Origin of the sequence: Photobacterium frigidiphilum (genome assembly GCF_003025615.1) — a bacterium.
In the GTDB taxonomy this organism is placed as follows: domain Bacteria; phylum Pseudomonadota; class Gammaproteobacteria; order Enterobacterales; family Vibrionaceae; genus Photobacterium; species Photobacterium frigidiphilum.
Map to the genome: position 1 here is coordinate 401926 of NZ_PYMJ01000001.1, position 18755 is coordinate 420680.

Sequence of the window (18755 nt, forward strand, 5' to 3'; positions counted from 1 at the left end):
ATCGCTTATTTTTATTATTCATTGTGATGCTAGCTTTACGGCTTCAGTACTCGCTTCTGTCGCTAACGGCATTTGATCTTGTGCTAAAGGCATTTGTTCTTGCGCTAAAGGCATCGTGATACTAAAGCAAGCGCCCTGCCCTAGTTCTGATATCAATGACAGTTTACCGTCATGCGCATTCGCGACCATTTGAACAACTGCGAGGCCAAGCCCTGTACCTTGTTGTCGTGTGGTATAAAAGGGTTCTAAAATTTTGGCCTGCATATCTGGCGCAATACCGGGACCATTATCGAAAACAGATAAACGTATATTGTCACCTTGTACTTCACAAGTGATTGCAATTTTGCAGCTTGTCTCAACATACTCTGACATTTGAATCGCATTTGTAATCAAATTACTTAATGCACTAGCCAGTGCATTTTCGTTGCCTAAGATCATCACGCTTTCATCATCACAATCAATGCTAAAATCAACCTTGTTTGTCAGAACTTGCGCTTCGACCATGCTTTCTAATTCATTGAGTAAACTTTCGATGCTAAAGCGGCTTATGACTTTGTTATCGCCCCCTTTGGCGAACAACAGCATATCATTGACTTGTTTTTCCAAATCATGCAATCGATCAACCAACTTGGTTTGAAAACGATCGCGTGTTTGAGGGGGTAAATTCGGGCTAGATAAGTTAGCGGCATATAGCATGGCGCTCGATAATGGCGTTCTGACTTGATGTGCTAACGATGCAACCATTTTTCCTAGCGATGATAAACGTTGCATTTCACTGATACGTGATTGCAAAAGACGGGTTTCCGTCATATCGGTAATAAAAATCAATTGCCCAGCATCAGAAGCAGAAATAGCTAACTTTACTTTACGCCCACTGCGTAATGATACTTCATGACCATCATCATCTTGTGGTGCAAAGGCACGCTGAATAACCGCAAACCATCGCTCACCTTCTAACGGTGCACCAAGTAAACGGTGTGCTTCAGGATTGGCTTCACAGACACACCCCATAGGATCAAGCAAAATTACACCTGAAGGCATAACTTCCAATACTTGTTTATAACGACTGACTTGTTGACTCAGCGTTCCCAGCGGGGATTCTATCTCGTCCATTTTACACCGAATAATAGCGCACAAAAACCATATAAAGCATTTTTCGTGCCAAAATATAACAAATAATATCAGCCAGTTATGAACTATAAAGCATTAAGTGTAAGGTCAAAAAAATGACAGTGATAAAAATGAACAGTCAAAAAGTACGAAGAGAAAGTCATAATAATACACAAACAGCCCTTATTTTTTCAAATAAGAGCTGTTTGTAATATATCAAAAGCGGTGTTGGTATTAACGAATGTCTTCTTTACTCAATCCGTATTTCCGCATTTTTTCAACCAAGGTAGTACGACGCATGCCCAGCATATCAGCGGCACGAGAAACCACCCCCGCTTGTGCTTCTAGTGCTTGACGAATCATTTCCACTTCTAGCTCGGCTAACATCTCTTTTAGATTTAAGCCTTCAGGTGGTAAGTCATTCAAACCCGCCGGATCCTCTTCTTCAACATACGTAGAGGCAAACATATCAGCCAATGCAGATTGTTCTTGCTCTTCTGTTGATAAGAAGTTGTCTTCCGGTTGAAAATCGGGAATATGGCTATAGCGATACTTCATCGGTAAATGGTTCACATCAACCATTTCACCAGGATAAAGAATAATTAAACGCTCAACCAAATTGGCTAATTCACGAACATTACCCGCCCACTCATGCTCCATCAGCGATGTAATCGCACGAGGAGTGAAATGAATAAGTTTCGCGCCTTCAGCTTCCATTCTTGCTAATAATTCTTGAAGCAATAATGGAATGTCTTCAACACGTTCACGCAATGCTGGCATTTCGATTGGGAACACATTCAGGCGATAGTAAAGATCTTCGCGGAATGTATTAGCAGCTATCATTTCATCAAGGTTACGATGCGTTGCCGCAACAATACGCACATTGACTTTGATTGTATTATTCCCACCAACACGCTCAAAACTACGTTCTTGTAAAACGCGTAATAATTTAACTTGCATTGACATCGGCATATCGCCGATCTCATCAAGAAATAATGTGCCACCATCAGCTAATTCAAAACGCCCTTTACGGGATGAAATAGCGCCCGTAAATGCGCCCTTCTCGTGGCCAAAAAGCTCACTTTCTAATAAATCAGGAGGAATTGCACCGCAGTTAACTGGCACAAAAGGCCCTTTACCACGTGAAGAGTGGTAATGAATATTACGTGCGACAACCTCTTTACCAGTGCCCGACTCACCAAGAATCAACACACTCGCATCAGTTGATGCTACTTGCTCAATTAATCTTCGAACCTGACTAATGCTATCACTGCGACCCACCATACTTCGGAATAATGTATTTTTTCTTCCTAACTGTGGAACGTGCAATGTCTGTTTGCCAAGGAATTCCTGACAATGACGAAGCGCATCAGTTAACTGGTTGTAATTAAGTGGCAGTGATAACTCCCCCACATAATTAGATAAACCCGCTAATTCATGATCATGGTTTGATAGTGCAATCACTGGAATATGATGATGAATGCGTAAATAGTCGAGAATTTTATTCAGTGACTTACCGGAGCTTATTTTCCCCAACAGACAGGCGCCCCAAGCCTTCTCCCAAAGAGAGCTATCAACTTCATTTGTTGAAACGGCTTCGTGCTGTTCACCAACAAAATTAAGAATGACACTTAAGTCATGACGATGCTGCAGATCGTCATCAATAACGAGGGTCTTTGCTAAACCTTGCATAAGATTGATATTGCCTGCCTTTAAGGTAATGTTCTATTTTGTGGCGTATTCGAGAGGAACAGCAACCAGAGCTATGCTGCTATTGTAATAAATGCACAGCATAAGGCAACCAGAGACAGACAAAAGCTGTGATACCAGTACAAGGTAAAATGAAAATCGAGACAAAAAAGCAGAAAAAACAATCTAAACAAACATGTTATTAACGTAAAAAATGAATATACCTTATTAGATTATAAAGAATTTATCTGTTTTCCTTTTTCATATAATAACCAAAATCTTTATTTTTCATGAAAACGATTATCTCTCGCTAAACACCAGAGATAATCGAAACAATTGTTTAACTACATTTCAAACTGAGTAATGTTGTGGAATTCGGCCGGAATTTGCTCCCAAGCTGATTTAATCTCACGCAACATATCAATGACGTCATCAATTAGCTCAGGTTTGTTTTCTTGGTTTGCTTTATAAGTTTGCTGAATCATAAATTCGTATAATGCATCAAGATTCGTTGCAATATCACCGCCATCTTCCATTGATAAACTACTGCGTAAACAAATAATGATATCTAGCGCTTTCCCTAAACGTTCACCTTTAACAGCAATGTTACCTTGCTCCATTGACACTTTTCCCTGAATAAGGCGTTCGATTGCGCCTGCCATTAACATCTGAATCACACGGTGTGGTGATGCAGATGTTAGCTGACTATCAACAGAGACTCGTTTGTAAGCCTGTAGCGATCCTCTCATTGCCATTTTATTACCTTACCGAAATTTATTATAAACCTGCATCGAGCGCTGCCCGTGCTGTAGTCGTTGTAGTTGACTTGCTGACATATCTCTGTGCTGACGGATCCGCTCAAGCAAACTCGACGTTCGCTCAACTGCTACCTGCCACTCATCTTTTTTTAGGCGTTCAGGCTCAGCCATCAGCTTTTGTAAAAGAGATTCACGTTGCTGTAATAACTGTTGCAACTTATCAGAAGCAACGTCACCTTCAACAGCTAAAATTGCCTCCAGTTTATTGTCTAACTGGCTTAAACGTTGCATAAAGACTCTCTTCAATCACACTTATTAATTATGCCAATTAGTATTACATCTGGGGCATCATGCTCATCATAGAGCTAAACTGACCTTGCATTTTTCCCATTGCAGAATCCATAGCCATAAATTGATCATGCGTGCGCTGTTGTACACTATCCATTCGACGATCTAACTTTGTTTGATCAGAATTTAAACGCATAACCTGATCATTTAAACTGTTTTCCCGACCTTTGATACTGCCAGTGATCCCAGTATGTGAGTGGATCAAATCTTCAACTCTACGAGCAAAACCATTTCGACCACCAAAAAATTCCCCGACATCAGTGAAATTCTGATCAAGCTGTTTGTCCAGCATGTCATAGTCAACCTCTAGCCGCCCGCCAATAGTCGTGGTGATCCCTAATTCACTCAGGGTTTTAACCGACGCTGGCGCGCCATCAATAGGGGTCGAAAAAGCTGTCCTTAGTTGGTTAGTCACAGACCGAACAATGCTGTCGCCGACCAACGGACCTTTTTCTTGGGTTTGCGTGTCAAACTTAGCGAGTTCCTGGCTGACATCAAAAAACTGATTGTAAGCATTTACAAACTGCTCAATAGCCCCGCCTACCTGATTACGATCATAAGTGACATCAACAATGGCATGGGGCGTCTCCAGTCCATCAGTTAACTGAACCAAGTTCAGATCGACCCCTTTAATGGCATCTTCAATCACATTCGCACTGCTGGTGACCACCGCTAACCCATCTATCAGCACTTTTGCATCTTTCGCTTGTTGCATCTCAGTCATGGAGTTAACGTCTTGATTTTTGTTAAAACCAAACTTTTGCAACGTGCTGGAGGAAGGCGCATCAACTTTAACCTTGATACTGTTCTGCTCACCCGTTTTATCGGATGCTAATACTAAACGCGCGCCCACATCGTCTTTAATAATTGAAGCCATCACCCCGGGGTTAGAAGGGTGTCGGTTGATCAGGCGAACAACATCAAGAATTTTGCTTTCATCTTCAGGGATATCAACGGTAAATTGCAAACCTGCCAACCCAATTGCAAGTTTACCGGAACCTAATTTCTCTTTTTCATCAAAAGAGCTTGAAACAATTTTATGGGATTGGGCGAGTTGCTGAACGTTAACCGTATATTTACCAGGAATGGCTTCGGGTGAGGCTGTGGCGGTTAAAACATCACTGTCATTAGAGTTCGCCAGTCGCGCTGATAATGTATCATCACGACGAAACTCTGACACAAGATTTTTCATGGTGTCTAGCGAACCTTTCAGCCGCCCATACGCACTGAGGCTGACATCAACCTGATCTCGCTGCTGATTAATACGCGCTTCTTTTGGAACTCGCTCAGATTCAACGATCTTATTAACCATGCCGTTAATATCAAAACCTGATGCGGTGGCCGCTGCGCCTATGTTCATTAACTACCTCAACTGATACCAGAATTACACTTTCGTCGTGACCAACCCCCCGGAATGCGCTGCTATCTGCCGAGAGAACTCTAACATATCTTCATCAGGGATCTGTCGAACCACATCGCCACTACGTTTGTCATAAATAGTAACAACATCACGACCTGATTCTTCATCGATACGAAATGCGAGACCTTTATTCAATGTGCCGACAAATTCTTCTATTTTTTCAACCATTTTCTCAAGCTGTTCACGTTGCATCTCACTGTGCTTTTCCAGCACGGCAGAATGCTCTACGCGACGAATATCCGTTTTGCCTTTATCACTGCTGTGATCAATATTCGCTTGATTTATAGGTTTGGAGACTGACGGCAAGCCCTGAGAATCATCTGAAATACTAGCAACATTTGTGCCGCTTATTGATAACGGTGAGGGCTGAGATGAGTTTGATACAGGTTTCATATCCATAATCATTCACCTTCTTCATTTTCTGTAAACTGCATATAGAAAAAAGCGGCAAGGGAATACCCTTGCCGCTTTTAGTGGAATTAACCTAGTAAGCTTAGTGCAGCTTGTGGTGCTTGTTTTGCTTGCGCAAGAATTGACGTAGAAGCCTGAGAAAGAATCTGGTTCTTGGTCATATTCGTTGTTTCTTTCGCGAAATCAGTATCACGAATACGGCTGTTAGAGGCAGAAACATTTTCGTTAGCGTTATTTAAGTTATTAATGGTGTGGTTCAGACGGTTCTGAGAAGCACCTAACTGAGAACGCTCTGAATCCACATACTTCATTGCAGAATCAAGGGTCGCAACGGCTTTTTGTGCGCCGCCAACAGTGCTGACATCGATGCCTGCCACTTTTTCTGTACTAGCCGTACCAACAGCTAAGTTGACTGCTCCAGCCTCAGGTACACCTGTTGTAGCATTCTTCAAGCCTGCGGTTACCAGGCTGCCGGCTGTCACTGCCACAGCGCCATCATCAGAGACAAGTTGAAGCTGACCCTTTTCGGTTACCGATGCATTAACTTGATCAGTCTGACCATTGATACGAGTAGCAATCTCTTCAATGTCATCACCGCCTTTTAAGGCAACTGTATGCTCTACATCTGCACCATCAACTTTTATGGTGAATTTAATATCCGTATCAGCTGCCAGTGTTTCTATACTGCTCATACCCGCAGTTACGGTAAAGGCATCAGCACCCATGCCTTCAGAGTCAGCACGAGTATTATTAATCGTCATCTGTACCGCTTCACCAGAATCGGCACCAACTTGGAACGAACGTGTATTGAAAGTACCATTCAACAGTTTGGTACCACCAAAAGACGTGGTTTCTGCGATTCGGTTCAATTCATCGCTCATGGCAGTCATTTCGCCCTGAATTGAATCGCGATCTTCTTGTGAGTTTGCGCCGTTCGATGCTTGCAGAGACAAGTCACGCATACGCTGCAGAATACTGGTGGTTTCTTGCATCGAACCTTCAGCAGTCTGCGCCATAGAGATACCATCGTTGGCGTTACGTACGGCAACGTCTAAGCCACGGCTCTGAGTCATCAAACGGTTCGAGATTTGCAGACCAGCAGCATCATCTTTTGCACTGTTGATCTTGCTACCCGTAGACAAGCGCTCCATTGATTTACCTGTAGCTTCGGTTGCCTGGCCAAGGTAACGCTGAGCGGTCATCGCAGAAACGTTAGTATTTACTGTAACTGCCATAATTGTATCTCCTTAATTATTTTTAATGGCTTAACCAGCCCAGCCGGCAAGACCTCTATAATCTTTATTCAAGAGTTGTAACGGCATGGAATAGAAAACCTTTAAGCTTTTTTTAATTTTTTTTTAAAAAGAGACAAAAGTGTGACTCAGAAAGGTTTAATGATGGATAGTAAGGGGATTATCAGGCAATAAAAAACGGCAAGAGGTTGCCTCTTACCGTTTTTTAAAATATAACTCTGCAACCTATTGCTCTCGTATTTATTGCAGTAATGTCAGTGCAGCCTGTGGAATCTGTTTAGCTTGAGCCAAGATTGACGTGCTTGCTTGCTGTAGAATCTGGTTTTTTGTCATTTCAGTCGATTCTTTGGCGAAGTCCGTATCACGGATGCGGCTGTTCGAGGTCGATACATTTTCAGCAGTATTGGCCAGATTATTGATGGTATGACCTAAACGGTTCTGTTTTGCACCTAAGTCTGCACGCTGAGAGTCAATATACTTCAAGGCGGCATCAATAATACCCACGGATTTTTGTGCACCACCAACCGTACCAACATCGATATCCTGTACCGTCGTATCGGTACTAACGGCACCGGAAGCAAGAATATCTGTAGCAGCACTCGCTGGGTCATTTTTATCCGCCAACCCCTTAGTCAAGATGGTATCTGCAGTTATTTTAATTTCTTGATCTTGAGCAAAAAGTTGTAATTCGCCATTTTCAGTAACAGATGCAGCAACTTTCTCTGTTTGACCATTAATGCGGGTTGCAACTTCCTCTATATCATCACCTTCAGCTAAATCGATAGTGACAAGGTTTTCCGGCTTAGTAGTATCACCAACATAAAAAGCAATTTTGTTATTAACACCCGTTTTCCAGTCTGCAGTCGCTTGACCTTTACCACCAAGTATTTCGCCGCCCATATCTTTATTATCAGCACGAACACTGGTCAGGCCCATGATGATCGCTTCACCGGAGTCGGCACCGATCTGAAATGCCGCTTCACCAAACGTACCGTTCAGTAACTTACGACCACCAAATGCTGTTGTTTCGGCAATACGGTTCAGCTCGTCCTGCAACGCAGTGACTTCTCCCTGAATTGCCTCACGATCCTCATTTGAGTTGGCACCGTTCGCTGACTGCAATGACAGATCTCGCATACGCTGCAAAATACTGGTTGATTCTTGTAATGCGCCTTCTGCCGTTTGGGCAATCGAAATACCATCATTGGCATTACGTATGGCGACGTTCAAACCACGAGTCTGAGCAACCAAACGATTTGAAATTTGTAGGCCAGCTGCATCATCTTTTGCGCTGTTGATCTTACTACCTGTCGATAGACGTTCCATTGATTGACTAAGATCGTTAGATGCTTTGTTCAGGTAACGCTGCGCAGTCATGGCAGACACGTTGGTGTTTACAGTTACAGCCATTTTGCTCTCCTTTGACTTTTCATTCTTAGGTGAAACAGACTACCCGCAACGTCAATCTTTCAGACAGTGAAGTGGGACCAGCCATATTAAGTTATTTAATGGGTAATTTTTTGCCACTAGTCCACTTAAAGCAAACTGTATGCCAACAATTAGTATTACGGTGTTAAACGTACGTAATTCAAATATATTTAGTTAAATCTAACGTCATTAAGATGGGTTTATACCCCTTCCCTTTAAATATAATTAAATAAATTCAGGTCTTTTGTTTTCGCAAACGCTTGCTGTGATGCTTGCAGCGCCGTCATATTTTGGTTCAACTCAATCACTGCTGTAGCGTAATCAAGATCTTCTAATGTGCCGCGTGCTTCATTCATTACAATTTTAAAATCTTGGTGCATATCTTCTTGGCGATCTAACGTTTGCAGCCGAGTACCCACTTCAGATCTTGCTCGGTTAATATGCTTAAACCCTTGTGCTAATTCTTCCGCAACCTGATGCAGCTCCGCTGTTGCTGACGCGTCAGAGACATCGCTGTCTGATAGCTCGATACCTCGCTTAAAAGCATCAAAGACACTGACATTCTCTTGTCTGTTTAACGAGATACTATCGCCATTTTTTATTTCCCCTTTAAGATCAATCTGTAAGGTATTCCATTGAATACCTTTATGAGGATCAAAAGGTGCAGTGCTAACTAACGCCCCATCTTGATATAGTTCATATGACGTACTACCCGACGATGTTGAAAAATCGACACGGTATTTTGATTGATCGGCATCATTGCCATTTTGGGCTTGCGAAAGCAGTAATAACGAACCACTTTCTAGCGCGTAATCAGGCTGGTAGTCGCCAAAGGGGTTCGCAACTTCAAGAAAAAGTTTGTCACCTGCATCATTGATTGGCACATCAACCGACGGAGAAATTTTTGCCATTCGTTGATAACTATCACCGACATAAGCTACCTCGCCATTGTTATCACGGAAAAAAGGCTGTTGACTATATTGCGTACCCGCGAAGACATAGTTGCCAGATTCATCACGCGTGTTAACCACATTCATAAATGAATCAAATGCCCCCTGCATATCTTGCTTATGCGCCACACGATCATCGCCAGATAATGAACCGTTCACCATCATCATGGATCTACGTTTAGCATCATCAAGTAGATTCTCGACTTCAGTGATTGCCGCTTCTTCATTATTTAGGCGATTTCTTGCCATGGTAATGCTTTTTACTGATTGGTCGATCTGGGTGTTTTGCTGATCAAAATTCTGGATATAGATAGACGCAACAGGATCATCCCCCGCCGTTAATAAGCGCTTACCAGAAGCTAATTGCTGCTGGTTTTCTTGCACTTTTATTTGCTGGCGATTCATATCATTAGATACAGAGTTATAATGATGGAAATTGGCAATACGACTAATCATGGCTGTTCGTTCCTATCGTATATTTAACAAAGTATCGAAGGTTTCAGTCGCAACAGACATGATGCGAGACGACGCCATATACGCTTGTTGAAATTTCATCATATTGGCAGCTTCCTCATCCATGTTTACGCCAGCAATTTCAGCCACTCGGCCTTGGGCGGCATCTTTTTCAACTAAACCCACTTCTTTTAATCGGGAAGCCGATGCTTTTTGTACACCCATTTCAGTATTCAGCCCTTCATACACATCAATCACACTAGAACGTCCGTCGTTCATGATTTTCTGATCTTGAAGATCTTGCATTTTAATAAGGTTGCCATTGTCGCCATCAGATGCATTAAGGTTGACAGCAAAAACATCTCCCCCCACCGCACCTGACGATAAGGTAAAACGTGTCCCCCCCACATTTACCTCACCACTAGGTGGGTATACTTGTGGAGCCTGCAAAATATTGCCTTTCATATCGAGTACGGCAAACTGGCTTGCATCAGGCGACACGGCAACCTGAAACTCATTTGGGCCGCCCGCTGCGTTAATTGCTAAATCTGCATTGCCGTTCACTTTAGTCGCAGAGCTTAAAAAATTTTGAGCGGCAATTTTTGCCGGATCATCCAATAATGCTTTAATGTTACCCGCACCATCGCGGGTTGGGCGAATAGCAATACGCTCACCAATGCCTATCGGTGAATCCATCTGAATACGTAATCCATCAACAGAAAATGCTGCTGGGTTTCCGCTGGGTACAACGCTCAGACGTGATCCATCAGGTGAAGTTAACGTGTGTTGGCTACCATCAAACGTGAGCCCATATTCGCCCACTTTTAGCTGGTTAATATCTTCAATATACACTTTTAAATCAGCAGTCGATCCAGCTGGAACACGAGCACGTGCGGCGGCAGATGCAGGGTCATTCACATCATGAAATAGGTTGCCACCTACATCACCGTTTAAATCTAACCCTTGCGATTGCAATTCATTAACCGAATCAGAGAAACCGATAGCAATACGCCCCATTTCATCCATCGCTTGTGACAGGGTTTCATCACGATATTGAAATAAAGCTGCCAGCTTGCCGCCAATATCGTCGTTACGAATCGGTTTTAAAGCTTTGCCCTCAACAATCGCTAACTGGGTTTGCTGTGGATCGGGCTTACCATTGATCATCCGTAATTCGCTAGATTCAGTACCCGATACCAAGGTATGCCCACTGCCAATCATGACGTTGAAGGTTTCATTATTTTTTGGGGCTACCGTCACTTTGGTGTATTGGGATAACTCATTAATCAAGTTTTGATGGCGATCCATCAGGTCATTATCAGCCCCTGAAGCTGGCGTTTTAATGAGTGCTTTGTGCACTTCTACCAGTTCACGACCAATGTCATTCACCCGATTTAATGCGCCTGACAGCACTTCATTCGTTTCATTTTTTTGCTTCGCTAATGTGCCGTAACTGTCATTTAATCCCGATGCCACCAGCTTGGCTTTTTCTATCACAACTTTACGTGAACCCAGATCATTCGGGCTATCGGCCATCGCTTTTACTGCGTCATACCACTGATTCATATCTTCAGGGATTTTCTTAGAACTGTTGGCTAGCATATTATCTAGTCGCCCTAATTGCCCTTCTCGTTCAGTTGCATAACTTAAATTCGTAGTGGTTATATTTAATTCATTAGTGGCAAACTGATCGTAGCCACGGCGAACTTCTGCCGCATGCACACCCGTACCATGTTGGCTACCGCCCGACCAAATAGGATCATTGGTTTGCTGCACCACAGACTGACGGCTATACCCTTCGGTATTAACATTATTAATGTTATGGCTGGTCGTATTGAGCTGTCGTTGTGCAGTCAATAAACCTTGAGAGCCCATATTGAGCAAATCAAATGCCATTACGCCTCCAGTTAGTCATAAAATTCATATAATTAACAAAGTTAAATGCAATATTTGTTCCAACTTTAAAATTAAAGTAACTTACTGATTTTATTTGTTTTTTAATAGATTAAGCAAAAGGAGGGAAAGAAGAGGCAAAGGCTTGCCTGATAAGAGTTTAAAGAAGTGGCTATTCGTATTACTTCATCAACGACTTTACGGTATCCATCACACTCAATACTTTTTCAGTGTATTTTGGATCCGTCGCGTAACCGGCATTATGAATATTACGAATAAATTGTGATGGCTCTTTCGGGTTTTCAAGTGCTTTAGAATAACGCGGGTTATCATTTAAAAAGCGCACATAATCATTAAAGCTGTCTTGGTAGTTATCATAAGAACGGAACGCGGCTTTTTCTTGCACTGCAATACCATTATGAAATTCGAGTGTATTGGTTGCGACTTTATTACCAGACCAACGGGGATCGGCTTTAATATTAAAAAGGTTATTACTTGAACCAACTGCATTTTTTATCACTTTTTTACCCCAGCCGGTCTCTAATGCCGCTTGCGCAATTAACACGGAAGGATCGGTGCCAATCGCATTGGCTGCCTTTTCAGCATACGGACGCATGCGAGTAACAAAATCTTTTGGCGTATCGAAGGTTTCAACCGAACGCGCCATTGGCGGCTTGGCTGTATTCAATGTACTTGCTTGCATGGCTTTTAATGCATCATCTGTCGCTTGGTTAATAACCTGTTGATCAGGCTGGTGGCTGTTCGGGTTAACAGGCAAGCGTAATGTTGTATCGTTCATGACTGTGCGAATCGCATTTTCAGAATCTTTATCTTCTTCACTACCGAGTTGCTGAACAATAAGATCAGCAAGCCCTAACGACCCTGTCGAACTTAACTCGCTGGCCAGTTGCTCGTCATGCATTTGTTCAAAGAATTTTGAATTACTATTGCTGGTTAAATCAGATTCAAACGCTTCATTCGCCTGACGCATCGATTTAAAGAGCATCTGAGTAAAAATAGCCTCAAACTGCTGAGCAGCAGCACGCAACGATCCGCTTTCATCGTCGCCAATGCCCGCTCTAAGGCGTTCAAGGCTAGATATATCATGTACAAAACCAGGATCGATGCTTTTCATTGTATGAGCTCTTTACCGTAAATTCAGTGTAACGACGAGTTACATTAGCTTGATATCAGGGTGCTTAAAGTATCCTGAGAGAAAGTTAAATAATAATTAGCTGCCCTTCAATCGCACCCGCTTGTTTTAACGCTTGTAAGATCGCCATTAAATCTGATGGTGCAGCCCCAACCTGGTTTACTGCACGTACTAATTCATCAAGTGTAATACCCGGTTCAAATTTGAACATGCGTGAGTCTTTCTCTGTAACGTCAATTTCAGAGTTAGGTACAACAACCGTTTCCCCCCCTGAAAAAGGTGCAGGCTGGCTCACTTGGTAATTCTCTTTGATTGAAACCGTCATACCACCGTGCGTAATCGCCGCTGGTTTTAATTTCACATTCTGACCAATCACAATGGTGCCAGTACGAGAATTAACGATGATTTTTGCCGCCCCGACAGCAGGGTCAAATTCGATATTCTCTACGGTAGCAAGGAAAGCAACACGTTGACTCACATCTCTGGGCGCGCGTACTCGTACAGAGGTTGCATCGATCGCAGCTGCCATTTCAGGGCCAAGAAATTCATTCACAGAATCAGCCATACGCTGTGCTGTCGAAAAGTCTGAATCAAATAAGTTAAAGGTAAGAAAATCACCTCGCCCAAAAGGGTTCGGGACTTCTTGTTCAACCATAGCACCATTACTAATGCGCCCTACGGTTGGAATGTTACCGACGAGCTTTGAGCCATCCGCCCCAGTTACACTGAAGCCGCCCACCACTAAACTGCCTTGTGCTATCGCATAAACTTTACCGTCTAAACCCTTTAAAAAAGTTTGCAATAACGTACCACCACGCAAACTTTTCGCAGAACCAATAGACGAAACAGTGATATCAATTTTTTGACCTTGCTTTGTAAACGCGGGCAATGTGGCATTAACCGCAACCGCAGCAACATTTTTTGTTTTGGGTTTAGTACCTGCAGGTAATTGGATACCAAAGTTTTGCAACATGGCATTAAAGCTTTGGTCAGTAAATGGCGTTGTTTCACCCGTACCAGGCAAACCAACAACTAGGCCATAACCCACTAATTGGTTACTACGTACCCCAGCGACTTCTGAGACATCTTTAATTCGGGCTGCTTGCAGTGGCAACGCTAGCAGTAGCATAAGGCTGATACAACAGGTACGTAATTTCACTCTACTGCTCCGGGTTACTCATTAATCAAAAACGGGGGATTTATTATTTTCACTGTATATATGTCATTTACAAACTGACATTAAAGAAATTGGCTAGCCAGCCTTGTTCTTGCACATCTTGGCGATCGCCCGTGCCTGAATATTGAATGCGGGCATTGGTAATACGTGTCGATTCAATGGTATTTTCTTGGCTAATATCATCAGGACGAATCGTGCCACTAACACGAATATATTCATCCCCCGTATTCAAGGTTAACCATTTTTCACCCCGTACCATCAGGTTACCGTTAGCAAGCACATCAATGACTTCAACTGAAATCGAGCCTTTAATACTGTTGCTTTGATCCGCAGAGGTGGTTCCAGAAAATTTATTGGCATTTGCGACTTCATACGATAAATCACGATCACCAATGGTAAGCGGCTTACCACCAAGTACTAATGGATCCATCGATAAATCGGTCGACTTATCCAAATCTGAACTCGCACTTTTTTTAGCTTGTGTCTTCTCTTCCAGCATCACAGTCACAATGTCACCGATACCACGAGGTTTAGTGTCATCATATAAATCTTGTGCTTGTATCGAGCTAAATAGTGACCCCGTTGCTGTTGCATAATGCTCTGGTTTTGCTTGAGGACGAATAGAGTTCCATGCAGGATCGCCAGCTTGTGGATCTTCCCGGCGACGCAACATATCAATTAAGCCTGAATCTTGCTCTGTCGAACCTTCAACCGCATCGACTGTTGTGGTGGCTTTCTCTATATCGGATGGAACCAAGTCTGGATCCATTGCACAGCCGCTCAATAAAAGAATGACAATACCAGCAAGTACCTTTTTCATTGTTAACTTACTTCCCGTTATAGCTGTTGGTTTACGTAGCTCAACATCTGATCAACGGTTGAAATTACTTTAGAGTTCATTTCATATACGCGCTGAGCTTCTATCATGTTGACCAATTCTTCTGTTACGTTAACGTTCGATGTTTCTAGCATCGATTGACGAACAGCCCCTAGACCATCAAGACCCGGCACACCTTCTTGGGCATCGCCACTCGCGCCCGTTGGTAAGAATAAGTTCTGACCAATAGGCTCTAAACCGCCTGGATTAATAAAACCAACCGTTGTTAACTGACCCAGTACTTGATTTTCTTGCTGCCCACGAATACGCGCAGATACTTCGCCATCATTGCCCACGGTAATACCGACAGCATCTTCTGGGATAGCGATCTCTGGTTGCACCACATAGCCAGAACCCGTCGTTACCATTTGACCATCACCGTTAATGGTAAATTGACCATTACGGGTATAGCCAATATTGCCATCGGGCAGTAAAATCTGGAAGAAGCCTTCACCCTCGATCATCATATCCATCGAGTTATTGGTGGTTTGCGTATTACCCTGCGTAAACACTTTTTGGGTTGCGACAACTTTAGAACCAGCACCCAGCATTAAACCCGACGGTAATTCCGTATCTTGAGAAGATTGACCACCTGGTTGGTTAATATTTTGATAAAAAAGATCTTCAAATACAGCACGACTTTTCTTAAAACCAATGGTTGAGGCGTTAGCCAGGTTGTTTGAAATGGTTGATATATTTGTCTGTTGAGCGTCAAGACCGGTTTTACTTACCCATAAAGCTGGATGCATGTTAATTACCTTTTATTGGATTAGCCTAAACGCACTAGTGAGGAAGATGCTTGATCCATTTCTTCTGCTGTTTTCATTATTTTCACTTGCATTTCAAAATGGCGCTGCAAATCAATCATACTTGTCATTTCACCAACAGCATTGACGTTACTGCCTTCTAACGCCCCTTTTAGCAAGGTTACGCCAGCATCAGCATCGTACGTTTCTCCTGGTGTTTTCGACTTAAATAAACCGTTAACATCTTTGAATAAATCACGGTTATCAGGGCGAACTAGCTTTAATCGATCAACAATTTCCATCGCATCTGGCGGTGCACCTTGTGGTAATACAGAGATAGTACCGTCGTTACCAACTTGAATTTTACTAATCGGGAGAGGGATGAAAATTGGACCGCCATTTTCACCTAACATTAAATTACCGTTGCTGTTTTGCAGCATACCAGTTTCATCAATTTTGAGATGACCCGCACGGGTATAAGCTTCTTGACCAGAGGCGTCAAGCACAGCAAGCCAACCATCACCTTCTACTGCAACATCAAGATCACGACCTGTCGTCATCACTGAACCTTGAGAGAAATCTTGTCCGGGGCGCTCTGTCATGGCAAAAACACGAGACGGTAAACCTTCACCATACGCTTGCATACTGCGCGCTTGTTCCAAGTCAGCTCGGAAACCGGTCGTTCTTACGTTGGCGAGGTTGTTGGCATGTGTTTGCATACCATACATATCTTGCTTTGCACCACTCATAGCTAAATAAAGCGCACGATCCATTATTGCTCTCCCATCTCATCTGAATGACTTAAAGCAATAAGTGTGCCAATGCAATAAATTAACTATAAATCAATACGTTAGATTATAAACAAAAGACATTTGAGAATAGTGTGGGAATGAAAAGACGTTTTTTTGGCAGGTTAAGACAAATATTGCCGCTTAAAAGGCAAGCGGCAATAAAGCTGATACAGATTGGCTAAAGAAAGAATCTTATCGAATCTGTAGAATAGTTTGTTGTAGCTGGTTATCGACTTCTAACGCTCGTGAGTTAGCTTGGAAGTTACGTTGCGCAGTAATTAGATCAACCAGCTCTTGTGTCATATCGATGTTTGACTGCTCAAGCGTACCGCTTTTCACTGAACCAAATGCGCCTTGGCTTGCTTCACCCCAAATAGCAGCACCAGAATCTTGACCCGTTGCCCATTGGGTGCCACCTTTCGAGACTAACCCTTGCTCATTCGCAACACGTACCATACCAACACGGCCTAGTGTGACGTTTTCGCCATTACTGTACGTACCAACGATTGACCCTTTGGCATCAATATCAACCTTTGACAAATAACCGGTTGTCGCGCCATTTTCACTGAACTTACGAATTTCAAACGGTGCAGCATACTGCGTTGGCGAATCAAAATTCATGGTTAATGTTTGGGTATCATCTGCACCATTTAGATCAAGACCAGCTCCACCTTCTCCTAATGCTTCAGATACAATTGGCTGCCCATTATTGATTTGAGCAACAGAGCCATCATTATTGAAATCAAGCGTACTACCTTGGTGCCCATTCGTAGCCGTTGTACCACCGTTAGTGATATTAATCGGTTTTTCACCTGTTGCATCTGTGCCTGTATAATAAACAGACCAACGGTTCGGCGCTGAGTTATCTTTTACGTAATACGTCGATAACTTGTATGGCTGCCCCAATGAATCGTACATACTGACAGACGTTGATTTATCGTAGCTATTACTGTCATTAAAATCGAACAATGTCGCATCTTTTGCGTCAGCAGAAGCTGGTAGATTCACCCCAATATCAATATTGGTTGATGCGCGAGGTTGACCGAACTGATCAGGTATTTTCATCGCTTGTGGTTCATAAGACGTTACTTGATCAGTTTCTTGATCAACACCATAACCCAATAAATACTGGCCTTCTGAGTTAACGATTTGATTGTCTTTATTTAGATGGAACGCACCGTTACGACTCAGGGTATTATTCTGTGGTTGCAGCTTATCGTCAGTAATAGCAAAGAAGCCGCTGCCTGAAATACGCAGATCCATCGGGTTATTGGTATAAATACTCGACCCTTCATGAAATTGTTGGGCAACAACCGACGTTTGTACACCACCACCCGTTGTGGTTTTAGCATTAGAAAAGATCGAACTTGAATATACATCACCAAATTCAGCACGAGATTCTTTAAATCCGTAGGTATTGGCGTTCGCAATGTTGTTACTTGTGGTGTTTAGGTCTTTTTGAGACGCGCCGATACCACTAAGCGAAATATTGAATCCCATATTATGACTCTCCTAATACTTGTGCATTAATTTCGCATTAATTTGTTTATTCTATGTGCTGTTAACAGCTTATGCCTTACCAACTTCAAGCACTTCTGCCAGCTTGAATGGTGAATTGTGACCCGCTAGGTTCAACATAACGTTACCGTCACCATTACCCAGTAATACACTGTTAACATTGGCATAAGTAGATACTTCAAAATCACGGTTTTCACCGCCCACCATACCTGACGCTTTCACTTGGTAGCGGCCTTCAGGCAATGGTTTGCCTTCTTCATCAGTACCATCCCATTCTAGGCGGTGTTCGCCAGGAGGTTTTGCGCCAAGGTCGAAGGTTTTGATTAGCTGCCCTTGCTCGTTTTCAATGCGTACCATCATGTTATCAAGAGCTTGTGGTAGCTTGACCATCCCGGTGATGCCACCTTCTGCTTTTTTCACACCAGTCGCACCAGGAATTAATACATCACGCCCCACAAGCGATGAAGCTTGCAGTGCTTGGCTTGATGTCATGGCTGAATTCAAGCTACCAAATTGTTCATTCATTTGGTTGATGCCATCTACCGTTGCAAACGATGCCATTTGGGCAATCATCTGATCGTTGCCAACCGGTTTAAACGGATCTTGCTGGGCAAGCTGTTTTGTCAGTAACGATAAAAAGTCATCTTGTTTTAATTCATTTTGACCCGTTACTTTGGATTGCGTTTCTTGTAGCTTTTTCTCTTGCATTCCCTTGAGTTGATCAAGGTAAGACAAGTTGCTTTGACCTGCGCCTGTAATACCAGCCATAACAGTGACTCC

17 protein-coding genes are annotated in these 18755 nt (G+C 42.9%); all 17 read right to left on the bottom strand.

Annotated elements, in window-relative coordinates; all coding sequences use genetic code 11:
* Window positions 1–18: 18 nt before the first annotated feature.
* A complete protein-coding gene (locus C9J12_RS01760; protein WP_107241129.1) occupies window positions 19–1113 on the bottom strand; it encodes a sensor histidine kinase in 1095 nt (364 codons plus the stop codon).
* Window positions 1114–1344: 231 nt separating this feature from the next.
* Window positions 1345–2802: a sigma-54 dependent transcriptional regulator gene (locus C9J12_RS01765; RefSeq protein WP_107241130.1), complete on the bottom strand. Its 1458-nt coding sequence runs from the start codon at window positions 2800–2802 to the stop codon at window positions 1345–1347.
* Window positions 2803–3143: 341 nt separating this feature from the next.
* The gene (fliS, locus tag C9J12_RS01770; protein WP_107241218.1) at window positions 3144–3548 is read right to left on the bottom strand and encodes a flagellar export chaperone FliS; all 405 of its coding nucleotides are present in this window, start codon (window positions 3546–3548) and stop codon (window positions 3144–3146) included.
* 15 nt (window positions 3549–3563) lie between these two features.
* Window positions 3564–3848 (bottom strand): flagellar rod protein FlaI, encoded by a 285-nt coding sequence (locus C9J12_RS01775; RefSeq protein ID WP_107241131.1) that lies wholly within the window; start codon window positions 3846–3848, stop codon window positions 3564–3566.
* Between the two features lie 43 nt (window positions 3849–3891).
* Window positions 3892–5265 carry a flagellar filament capping protein FliD gene (gene fliD / locus C9J12_RS01780; protein ID WP_107241132.1) on the bottom strand — a complete coding sequence of 458 codons (1374 nt, stop codon included), beginning with the start codon at window positions 5263–5265 and terminating at the stop codon, window positions 3892–3894.
* Between the two features lie 24 nt (window positions 5266–5289).
* The gene (locus C9J12_RS01785; protein WP_107241133.1) at window positions 5290–5724 is read right to left on the bottom strand and encodes a flagellar protein FlaG; all 435 of its coding nucleotides are present in this window, start codon (window positions 5722–5724) and stop codon (window positions 5290–5292) included.
* An 80-nt stretch (window positions 5725–5804) separates the two neighbouring features.
* Window positions 5805–6971: a flagellin gene (locus C9J12_RS01790; RefSeq protein ID WP_107241134.1), complete on the bottom strand. Its 1167-nt coding sequence runs from the start codon at window positions 6969–6971 to the stop codon at window positions 5805–5807.
* Window positions 6972–7229: 258 nt separating this feature from the next.
* Complete coding sequence (locus C9J12_RS01795; protein WP_107241135.1) at window positions 7230–8399, bottom strand: flagellin; 1170 nt, start codon at window positions 8397–8399, stop codon at window positions 7230–7232.
* A gap of 233 nt (window positions 8400–8632) precedes the next feature.
* Window positions 8633–9823 (bottom strand): flagellar hook-associated protein FlgL, encoded by a 1191-nt coding sequence (gene flgL / locus C9J12_RS01800; protein WP_107241136.1) that lies wholly within the window; start codon window positions 9821–9823, stop codon window positions 8633–8635.
* 12 nt (window positions 9824–9835) lie between these two features.
* Complete coding sequence (flgK, locus tag C9J12_RS01805; protein WP_107241137.1) at window positions 9836–11716, bottom strand: flagellar hook-associated protein FlgK; 1881 nt, start codon at window positions 11714–11716, stop codon at window positions 9836–9838.
* A gap of 178 nt (window positions 11717–11894) precedes the next feature.
* Window positions 11895–12848 carry a flagellar assembly peptidoglycan hydrolase FlgJ gene (flgJ, locus tag C9J12_RS01810; RefSeq protein ID WP_107241138.1) on the bottom strand — a complete coding sequence of 318 codons (954 nt, stop codon included), beginning with the start codon at window positions 12846–12848 and terminating at the stop codon, window positions 11895–11897.
* Between the two features lie 85 nt (window positions 12849–12933).
* The gene (locus C9J12_RS01815; RefSeq protein WP_265416134.1) at window positions 12934–13995 is read right to left on the bottom strand and encodes a flagellar basal body P-ring protein FlgI; all 1062 of its coding nucleotides are present in this window, start codon (window positions 13993–13995) and stop codon (window positions 12934–12936) included.
* A gap of 97 nt (window positions 13996–14092) precedes the next feature.
* Entirely contained in the window at window positions 14093–14863 is a 771-nt protein-coding gene (flgH, locus tag C9J12_RS01820; protein ID WP_107241140.1) for a flagellar basal body L-ring protein FlgH, read from the bottom strand.
* A 17-nt stretch (window positions 14864–14880) separates the two neighbouring features.
* Complete coding sequence (flgG, locus tag C9J12_RS01825; protein WP_107241141.1) at window positions 14881–15669, bottom strand: flagellar basal-body rod protein FlgG; 789 nt, start codon at window positions 15667–15669, stop codon at window positions 14881–14883.
* 20 nt (window positions 15670–15689) lie between these two features.
* Window positions 15690–16439, bottom strand: a complete 750-nt coding sequence (flgF, locus tag C9J12_RS01830) for a flagellar basal-body rod protein FlgF (protein WP_107241142.1) — start codon at window positions 16437–16439, stop codon at window positions 15690–15692.
* A gap of 210 nt (window positions 16440–16649) precedes the next feature.
* Window positions 16650–17957 (bottom strand): flagellar hook protein FlgE, encoded by a 1308-nt coding sequence (flgE, locus tag C9J12_RS01835; protein ID WP_107241143.1) that lies wholly within the window; start codon window positions 17955–17957, stop codon window positions 16650–16652.
* Window positions 17958–18026: 69 nt separating this feature from the next.
* On the bottom strand, window positions 18027–18743 hold the full coding sequence (gene flgD / locus C9J12_RS01840; RefSeq protein ID WP_107241144.1) for a flagellar hook assembly protein FlgD: 717 nt from the start codon (window positions 18741–18743) through the stop codon (window positions 18027–18029).
* Window positions 18744–18755 lie beyond the last annotated feature (12 nt).